This is a genomic window from Coprococcus sp. RTP21428st1_C9_RTP21428_210409, assembly GCF_040227395.1.
Lineage (GTDB): Bacteria > Bacillota > Clostridia > Lachnospirales > Lachnospiraceae > Coprococcus > Coprococcus aceti.
The window spans coordinates 1-9,132 of record NZ_JBEHVV010000095.1 but is presented as its reverse complement, the minus strand read 5'-3'; the positions used below and the strand labels follow the sequence as shown (position 1 = coordinate 9,132).

Genomic DNA, 9,132 nt, shown 5'->3' with positions numbered 1-9,132 from the left:
CTGATGGATAAGGATAAGGCTATGAAGACCATTCAGGAGTATGGTGCGGAGGCCGTCATCATAGATGAGGATAAGAATGTGTATGTCAGTGAAGGCCTGAAGGACCGATTCACCATAACGGCAGAAGACTATAAATTGGCAGAGTGATGTGAAGATATGGCAGGATGGTTTAGAAAAAAAGATCTGATATTGTGTGGAGTCCTTTTAGTAGCGGGAATTATATGCTGGCTTGTCATGCGGCTTGTGCTTCCGACGGGCAATACCGCGGATGTGTATATAGATGACAAACTGGTGCAGACCATAGACATGACAGTCGACGATACCTATGAGTTCAACACGGACAGGGGCAGCAACACTGTTGTGGTTGAATCTGGGAAGATCAGTGTCGGTGATGCGGACTGCCCGGATAAGGTGTGCGTGAATATGGGCTGGAAGAGCAGGAGAGGAGAGACTATAACCTGTCTTCCGCACAAGCTTGTCATAGAGATACAAGGTGGCAGGGAAAGAGATATAGATGTGCAGTAGAGATAAAAATGATCAGAAAAGTTCAGAGACGGCGGTGGATAGAATGCATGGCTGGAGTACAAAAAGGATCACATACACAGGTATGTTCGTGGCCATAGCCATGGTATTTTCCTATCTTGAATCCATGATCCCGGTGAATATAGCTGTTCCGGGAATCAAGCTGGGACTTGCAAATATGGTCACCATAGTTGTCATGTACAGGCTGAGGATATCAGATGCGTGGATAGTGTCACTGGTGAGAGTGGTGCTGTCATCGCTGTTGTTTGGCAATATGACGGTTATGGTATACAGCATGGCGGGAGCGGTGTTGTCACTTCTGGTCATGACGCTTTGCAGGAAAAAGGATCTGTTTGGTCTCCTTGGAACGAGCATACTGGGCGGAGTGAGCCACAACGCAGGGCAGATAGCAATGGCAGCACTTCTCATGAAGAGTGGCAATATCATGTTGTATATGCCGGTGCTGTGCATATCGGGAACTATAGCCGGTGTGTGCATAGGGCTGGCGGGGGCTGTGCTTGTCAGAAAGCTTCCGTCCATAGAATATTAGAATGATATCCGAATGAATTTATAAATGATCACATGTAAGATACAGAAAAGACATAAGTGTCTATATCTTATATGTGATCGTTTTTTATGCGGATAAGCAGAAGAATTTCCATATTTTAAAATGATAATATATCCCCATTTAGGTTGTTTTTGAGGGCTTAAAGCGTTATTATATAGGGAGATTTTTTTAATAAAAATATATAAGGAAAAGAGGTAGAACATGGGTTTGTTAACATTTCTGGGCGGAATTCATCCATATGAAGGCAAAGAATTGTCAATGGAAAAGCCTGTCAGAGAATACCTTCCAAAAGGTGACTGCGTGTACCCGCTGAGTCAGCATATAGGGGCACCGGCCACACCTATAGTGAAGAAGGGCGACAGAGTCCTGGTTGGTCAGAAGATTGCGGAGACCAGTGGCTTCGTGTCAGCAAATATACATTCATCCATATCGGGAAAGGTCAAGGCGATCGAGCCGAGATATGTGCCTGGTGGATCAAAGGTTGAATCAATAGTTGTAGAGAATGATGGCCTGTTTGAGGAGATCGACTTTGCAGCAAATGTAAAAGATCTGTCCACTCTGTATAGAGAGGATGTGAAGGAGATCATCAAGGAGGCCGGAATAGTAGGAATGGGCGGCGCCGGTTTCCCTGCAAATGTCAAGCTGTCCCCGAAGAACGAGGATGCGATCGACTACATAATAGTAAATGGCGCAGAGTGTGAGCCATATCTTACTTCGGATTACAGAAGGATGATGGAGGAACCGGACAAGCTGATACTGGGACTTGAGATATGTATCAATCTGTTTGATCATGCAAAGGGAATCATCGCCATAGAGGATAATAAGCCTGAGGCAATAGAACTTCTCAGGGATAAGGTAAAGGACAATGACAAGATCGAAGTCCATGTGATGAAGACCAAGTACCCTCAGGGTGCCGAGCGTCAGCTCATATATGCTAACACTGGAAGATATGTCAACTCCAAGATGCTTCCAGCGGATGCTGGATGTATAGTTCACAATGTTGATACCATCGTGTCCATATATGAGGCAGTTATAGAGGGAAGACCACTCTACACAAGGATAGTCACCATAACAGGTGATGCCATAGAGAATCCATGCAATCTTATGGTGAGGATAGGAACAAACTGTCAGGAGCTTATAGAGGCTGCGGGTGGATTTAAGGATGGTGTGGTTCCTGAGAAGGTGATCTCAGGCGGTCCTATGATGGGAAAGGCACTTTTCTCATTGGATGTTCCTGCAACCAAGGGAGTGTCGGCACTGCTGTGTATGACACATGACGAGGTGGCAGACCTTGAACCGAGCAACTGTATCAGATGCGGACGCTGTGTTGATGTGTGTCCGGGACGTATTGTTCCTTCGATGCTTGCTTCACTGGCTGAGCATGGGGATACAGAGGGATTCCTGGCTCACAACGGAATGGAGTGTTGTGAGTGTGGATGCTGTTCGTATGTGTGTCCGGCGAAGAGACATCTGACACAGACCATTGCGGGAACAAGAAAATCCATCATTGCAAATAAAAAGAAGTAGGAGGTGTACACATTGGATAATACATTTAAGATTTCGTCATCTCCACATGTCAGAGATAAACGAAGTACACAGAGCATTATGCTGGATGTGATCATTGCTTTGCTTCCGGCAACCGTATTTGGAATCATCAACTTCGAGCTGAACGCTATGATACTTATACTCACATGCGTGGTCTCATGCGTGCTGTTTGAGTGGCTGTACCAGAAGATGATGAACAGAAAAGTAACCATAAGCGATCTCAGTGCAGTTGTAACAGGACTTCTTCTTGCACTGAACCTCTCACCGGATGTACCGGTGTGGATGGCGATACTCGGAAGTGCATTTGCCATTATAATAGTTAAACAGCTCTTTGGAGGACTGGGATTCAACTTCATGAATCCAGCGCTGGGCGCAAGATGTTTCCTTCTCATATCATTTGCAGGAAGAATGACATCATTCTCGTATGATGGTGTGACAACTGCTACACCTCTTGCAGTACTCAAGAACACAGGGGATCTGGCAAATGTCAATGTACTCAATATGTTTCTTGGAAATATACCGGGAACCATAGGTGAGACATCAGTTGTATGTTTACTTGTTGGTGCGGCTTATCTTCTGATCAGAAGAGTTATAAAGCCGGTTATTCCATTTACATATATAGGAACATTTGCGGTGCTCATTATGATATATGCGGTTGCATCGGGTAGAGGTTTTGATCTTACATTCCTCGCAGCACACCTGTGCGGTGGTGGTCTGATGCTTGGAGCATTCTTTATGGCAACTGACTATGTTACATCACCTATCACACCTGCGGGTAAGGTTGTGTTTGGTGTGATACTTGGTATACTCACATTCTGTTTCAGAATATACGGAGGATCAGCAGAGGGCGTATCATATGCGATCATATTCTCCAACCTGCTTGTGCCACTCATTGAGAGATGGACACAGCCGAAGAGCTTCGGAGAGGGCGCAGAGCTTGCAGCCCAGGGTGACACAGCCGGAACAAAGTCCAAGATGGATACAAAGTCGATTGTTATAGCAACTATAGCAATCATGATAATCACAGTCATAGCAGGATTTGCACTGGCTTATGTATATAAGATCACAAAGGATCCTATAGCAGTTACAGAGCAGAAAGCAAAGGAAGAGGCATATAAGGCGGTATTCGATGATGCGGATTCGTTTGACAGCTATGCTGACTTTGATGCCGATGCGGCTGCAAAGATCCTGTCAGATGCCGGATATAACGCAGATATAGATGAGATCGTGGAAGCAAAGGGCAGCGATGGTTCAGCACTTGGATATGTTGTGACTGTCACATCACATGAGGCGTATAGTGGAGACCTTCAGCTTGCCATGGGAGTCAGAGCGGATGGAACGACAAATGGAATTTCATTCCTGTCACTCTCAGAGACCGCAGGACTTGGTATGGAGGCTGACACAGACAGCTTCAAGTCGCAGTTTGCAGGCAAGAAGGTCGATAAGTTCCAGTACACCAAGTCAGGTGCCACAGTGGACGAGGAGATAGATGCCCTGTCAGGAGCTACCATCACAACAAATGCGGTTACCAATGCGGTGAATGCGGGACTTGAGTATGTGAAGTCCATAAATGGCGGTGCTGCTGATTCATCTGCAGCATCGAACGGAGGTGACAAGTAATGGGAAAATGTACAGAGCGTTTATATAATGGTATTGTGAAAGAGAACCCGACCTTCGTACAGATGCTTGGAATGTGTCCGACACTTGCGGTTACATCATCAGCCATCAATGGCGCAGGAATGGGACTTACGACCACATGTATCCTGGTGCTCAGCAACTTCATGATCTCAGCACTCAGAAAGGTTATACCTGATAAGGTCAGAATACCATCATTTATAGTTATCATAGCTTCGTTTGTTACTATCATACAGTTTCTGCTGCAGGCGTACCTGCCATCACTCAACAGCAGCCTGGGACTGTATATACCACTTATAGTTGTAAACTGTATCATCCTTGGTCGTGCCGAGGCATATGCTTCCAAGAACAAGGTACTTCCATCTATATTTGATGGACTTGGAATGGGCCTTGGATTTACAGTTGGCCTTACACTTATAGGAATGTTCAGAGAGCTTGTCGGAAAGGGCTGTGTATTTGGATTCCAGATACTTGGAGATGGCAACTTACTTCAGAACTCATCGGGAATTATAAAGGGTATAGGCAATGCACTCAGCCTGTACACACCTATAACAATATTCGTACTTGCACCTGGTGCATTCTTCGTGCTTGCATTCATCATAGCATTTATCAACAAGAGAAATGCAAAGAAGGCAGCCGAGGCACTGGCAAATGGAGAGGAGATCCCGGCAGCATGCAGACCGGACTCATGTGCAGGCTGTATCAATGCAGCATGTTGTGGCAAGCTGGTTTCAGAGACTCCGGCTCCTGTAAAGGCAGCAGAGGCTCCGGCGAAAACTTCAGCGGATGCAAAACAGGTTAAGAAGCAGGAAGAGACACCTGCAGCGGTAGATAAGGATGCAGCAAAGAATACAGCGCCAGAGGCTGACAAGCCAGATGAGGCGAAGAAGGATGAGCCAAGACTCAGCCCATATGCACCGACCAGAGAGTCAGTCCTCGCCGACATAAAGCTTGTTCCGAATGCGACAGGAAAGATGCTTAAGGAGCATGCTGAGGAAGTTCAGCAGGAAAAGACGCCAGATGAGGAGCAGCAGACTGTTACAGAGACTCAGTCAGACAGTCAGGACAATCTCCAGAATGAGAAGTCAACAGAGCAGCCAGCAGCAGAACAGGAAGTAGCAGACAAAGTGGCAGCAGAGCAGCCATCAACGGATCAGCCGACGGAAGCAGAGCAGCCAGGACACTCTGCAGAGAACGAGCCAGCAGATTCCGACATAAAGCTCAAGGAGACAATGGCTCATATAAAGAAGAAAAAAGGAAAGGGAGGTAAGAGATAATGAATATTTTATTGTTAGCCATCGGAGCGGCACTTGTAAATAATGTTATCCTCAGCCAGTTCCTCGGACTGTGTCCTTTCCTTGGAGTGTCCAAGAGTGTCAACACAGCAACCGGAATGGGAGCAGCGGTTGTGTTCGTCATGACCATAGCTTCATTTGTCACCAGCGTTGTGTATTACGGCATACTGAGAAGATTCGGACTTGAGTACCTCAACACCATAGTGTTCATCCTTGTGATCGCAGCACTTGTACAGTTTGTTGAGATGTTCCTCAAGAAGAAGGTCAAGTCATTGTATGAATCACTTGGAGTTTACCTTCCACTGATCACGACCAACTGTGCCGTGCTTGGTATCGCTCTCTCAAATGTACAGAGCGGTTACGGTATACTTGAGAGTACCATCAACGGATGTGGCTCTGCAGTCGGATTTACTATAGCCATAGTGATACTTGCAGGAATCAGAGAGAGACTTGAGCACAGCCCTATACCTGAGGCGTTCAAGGGAACCCCTATAGTTCTCATCACATCAGGTCTTATGGCGATCGCGTTCTTCGGTTTCTCAGGATTGATATAAGGAGGGTGCGGATATGACAGGAATATTGATAGCTGTGGCAGTCGTCGCAGGCGTAGGTATTGTGATAGGTATCCTTCTGGGTGTCGCAGGAGAGAAATTTAAGGTAGAAGTAGATGAGAAAGAAATAGCAGTAAGAGAGCTCCTTCCGGGAAATAACTGCGGTGGATGTGGTTATCCGGGATGTGACGGACTGGCAGCGGCCATCGCCAAAGGTGAGATGCCGCCATCAGCGTGTCCTGTTGGAGGCGAGGCAGTGGCAGCGAAGATCAGTGAGGTCATGGGCGTGGAAAACGCTGAAAATACAAGGTATGTGGCATTTGTCAAGTGTGCAGGAGACTGCGAGAAGGCGAAGGATGTATACGAGTATGTTGGACCAAGGGACTGTAAGCTGGCACAGAACAATCCAAACAGCGGTCCTAAGGCATGTACATATGGATGTACAGGTTATGGCTCATGTAAGGCAGTATGTGAGTTCGGGGCTATTGACATTATAGATGGAATTGCGGTAATTAATAAGGAGAAGTGTAAGGCATGCGGCAAATGTGTCACAGAGTGCCCGAGACACTTGATAGAGCTGGTTCCTTATGACGCAGAGAGACTTGTCAGATGTAATTCCCACGACAAGGGACTTCAGGTCAAGGCGGCCTGCAGCGCAGGATGTATCGGATGTACACTGTGTGCAAGGAACTGTGAGGCTGGAGCCATCACGATAGACAGAAACCTTGCTCACATAGATCCGGAGAAGTGTACAAATTGTGGTGCATGTAAGGCCAAGTGCCCAGTAAAGATAATATCGTAAGAAGGTCCCTCTGAAGGTGGGAGATATAAGGAGAAAATTATATGAGATGTCCATTTTGCTCAGCAGATGATACAAAGGTTATCGATTCCAGACCAGCGGAGGATGGAAGTGCGATCAGAAGAAGAAGACAGTGTGACGCCTGTGGTAAGAGATTTACCACATATGAGAAGGTGGAGACCATACCTCTCATAGTCATCAAGAAGGACAAGAACAGAGAGACTTATGACCGTTCCAAGATAGAGTCAGGTGTCATAAAGTCATGCCATAAGCGTCCGGTTTCAGCGGAAGCAGTCACAAAGTGCATAGATGACATAGAGAACACCATCTTCAACATGGAAGTGAGAGAGATAGAGAGCACGACCATAGGTGAGATAGTCATGGATAAGATCAAGGATCTTGATCAGGTAGCCTATGTAAGATTTGCATCAGTGTACAGAGAGTTCAAGGATGTGAATACATTTATGGATGAGCTGGGCAAGCTGCTCACCAGCAATTCGGAGAAGCGATGATAGAGACATACAACACGATATTACAGGAGGGGCAGGACGAGATAGTCGAGAAGAAATCACGATTCATCGGCTATGCAGTCCCTGTGTCCTCGGAGGAAGAGGCATATGCCTTTGTCGAGAAGATCAGGAAGCAGCACTATGATGCAAGGCACAACTGCTATGCATTTGCCATAGGCAGCGAGAATACATTGCTAAGATTCTCTGATGACGGAGAACCGCAGGGAACGGCTGGAAAACCCATCCTGGAGGTTATCACGGGGAATGCGGTGGTTAATATATGTATAGTGGTCACAAGGTATTTTGGTGGAACACTGCTCGGAACAGGTGGTCTTGTGAGAGCATACACCGAGGCAGCCAAGCTTGCACTGTCTGATGCGGGTATACATAAGATGCAGCTTATGAAGCTGGTGAAGATAACCACGAACTACAACGATTCGGGTAAGGTACAATATCTTCTCAGCAACAGTGATGCACTGATAGACAGTACGGATTACACTGCAGATGTGTGCTTCAATGTGGCGGTGCCGGCTGACAGCTATGGATGTCTGGTAAAGCAGATCACAGAGTCTACATCTGCGAGAGCATTGATAGAAGACTCAGGAGAAGAGTACAGATGATGATGAATGGCAGAGCTATAGTAAATATCTTATAGCGCCTGAATATCACTCTGAATATAAGTGCAGCAGCAAGGCTGATGACTGACACTGCGGCGATATGCAGCAGGACATTGAGACAGCCATTGGTGCCGGAATATATGATCAAGGATATAAAGCTGATAATGGCAGCGGGAATAATTCCCGCTGCTATATTTTTTACACAGAATCCGGCTTTTTTTCTGGAGGAGAGGATAGAGTAAGCCCCACAGTCCAGATCCCGGAGATAGTTCTGAAGTCCCAGGAGAGAACATACGAACAAAGTTATGTAAACCAATATTCCCACAGGAAAATTGTTTGGCGCAATATCTGTCGATGCCGTGTATTTTCCGGTGAGTCCGCTCTCGATGGTGAAAATGTCCTCATTTTCGATATATCCCTTAAATCTATCACTGATGTATTCTGACATCTGGGTCTCGTCGTATGGGACATTTGCCAGATAACGATCCTGGAGCATACATACAGACATGTCTGCCGCATATGCATACAGGAGGGCGGCATACACGGATTCTTCGGACACAGACTGGAATGAGCTTCCATCGGTTGTATACACGGTTATGTGGCGCTTCCCGTCAGAGTGGATCATTGATTCACTGAAACTATCAGGAACCATGTACGCGGAGTCGATCCTGCCGGATGCTACATCATCCTTCATGTCTTTCAGGGATTCATAGTGCCTGAAGGTAAATCCCGTGGAGGTCGATGTGAGATACGACAGGAAAGCATCCGTTTGTTCGTCAGAACTTTCAATATACACGCCGGACACGATCTCGGTGCTTTGCTTTCTGGCTGGCAGAAAGCTCACAGCGATCAGCACAGCGGGGATGACCAGCAGAACGACGATCATGGCGGGACGGCACAGTATTCTCTTTATAAGTAAGTTTATCTGTCTTATATGGTTCATAGATGTATCTCCGTAAATTTATGATAAATATATGCACAGTGTCTGCACAAGCTTATTGAGCAGCGATCCATGGCATATATCCTTTGCAAAGTTTGGAAGCATGGCTTCCGGTATGAATAAGCCGCTCACATAGGCCAGTATGACAGTG

Annotated in this window: 9 protein-coding genes and 2 pseudogenes; 10 read left to right on the top strand and 1 reads right to left on the bottom strand. The window is 46.4% G+C overall.

Going from position 1 to position 9,132, the window contains the following annotated elements; genetic code table 11:
- Positions 1 to 156 precede the first annotated feature (156 nt).
- The 10 genes and pseudogenes from ABUA34_RS13150 (at position 157) to ABUA34_RS13105 (ending at position 8,044) form a co-directional block, all read left to right on the top strand.
- Complete coding sequence (locus ABUA34_RS13150; RefSeq protein WP_022216221.1) at positions 157 to 525, top strand: NusG domain II-containing protein; 369 nt, start codon at positions 157 to 159, stop codon at positions 523 to 525.
- Complete coding sequence (locus ABUA34_RS13145) at positions 515 to 1,072, top strand: Gx transporter family protein (protein ID WP_022216220.1); 558 nt, start codon at positions 515 to 517, stop codon at positions 1,070 to 1,072. The genes ABUA34_RS13150 and ABUA34_RS13145 overlap by 11 nt, the downstream gene beginning before the upstream one ends.
- A 219-nt stretch (positions 1,073 to 1,291) precedes the next feature.
- Entirely contained in the window at positions 1,292 to 2,617 is a 1,326-nt protein-coding gene (gene rsxC, locus ABUA34_RS13140; protein ID WP_015533097.1) for an electron transport complex subunit RsxC, read from the top strand.
- Between the two features lie 12 nt (positions 2,618 to 2,629).
- Positions 2,630 to 3,562, top strand: a pseudogene (locus ABUA34_RS13135) (RnfABCDGE type electron transport complex subunit D); the annotation flags it as partial.
- Positions 3,563 to 3,610: 48 nt separating this feature from the next.
- A complete protein-coding gene (locus ABUA34_RS13130; protein ID WP_308936786.1) occupies positions 3,611 to 4,255 on the top strand; it encodes an RnfABCDGE type electron transport complex subunit G in 645 nt (214 codons plus the stop codon).
- Positions 4,255 to 4,905 (top strand): annotated as a pseudogene (gene rsxE, locus ABUA34_RS13125) (electron transport complex subunit RsxE); the annotation flags it as partial. The gene ABUA34_RS13130 and the pseudogene rsxE, both read left to right, overlap by 1 nt.
- A gap of 641 nt (positions 4,906 to 5,546) precedes the next feature.
- The gene (locus ABUA34_RS13120) at positions 5,547 to 6,119 is read left to right on the top strand and encodes an electron transport complex protein RnfA (protein ID WP_015533099.1); all 573 of its coding nucleotides are present in this window, start codon (positions 5,547 to 5,549) and stop codon (positions 6,117 to 6,119) included.
- Positions 6,120 to 6,132: 13 nt separating this feature from the next.
- Positions 6,133 to 6,918, top strand: a complete 786-nt coding sequence (locus ABUA34_RS13115; protein ID WP_015533100.1) for an RnfABCDGE type electron transport complex subunit B — start codon at positions 6,133 to 6,135, stop codon at positions 6,916 to 6,918.
- 41 nt (positions 6,919 to 6,959) lie between these two features.
- Entirely contained in the window at positions 6,960 to 7,427 is a 468-nt protein-coding gene (gene nrdR, locus ABUA34_RS13110) for a transcriptional regulator NrdR (RefSeq protein ID WP_015533101.1), read from the top strand.
- Positions 7,424 to 8,044, top strand: a complete 621-nt coding sequence (locus ABUA34_RS13105) for a YigZ family protein (protein WP_015533102.1) — start codon at positions 7,424 to 7,426, stop codon at positions 8,042 to 8,044. The genes nrdR and ABUA34_RS13105 overlap by 4 nt, the downstream gene beginning before the upstream one ends.
- Here ABUA34_RS13105 and ABUA34_RS13100 read toward each other — a convergent pair.
- Positions 7,995 to 8,984, bottom strand: coding sequence for an ABC transporter permease (locus ABUA34_RS13100; protein ID WP_349823459.1), 990 nt, complete (start codon positions 8,982 to 8,984; stop codon positions 7,995 to 7,997). The genes ABUA34_RS13105 and ABUA34_RS13100 overlap by 50 nt on opposite strands.
- Positions 8,985 to 9,132: the final 148 nt, after the last annotated feature.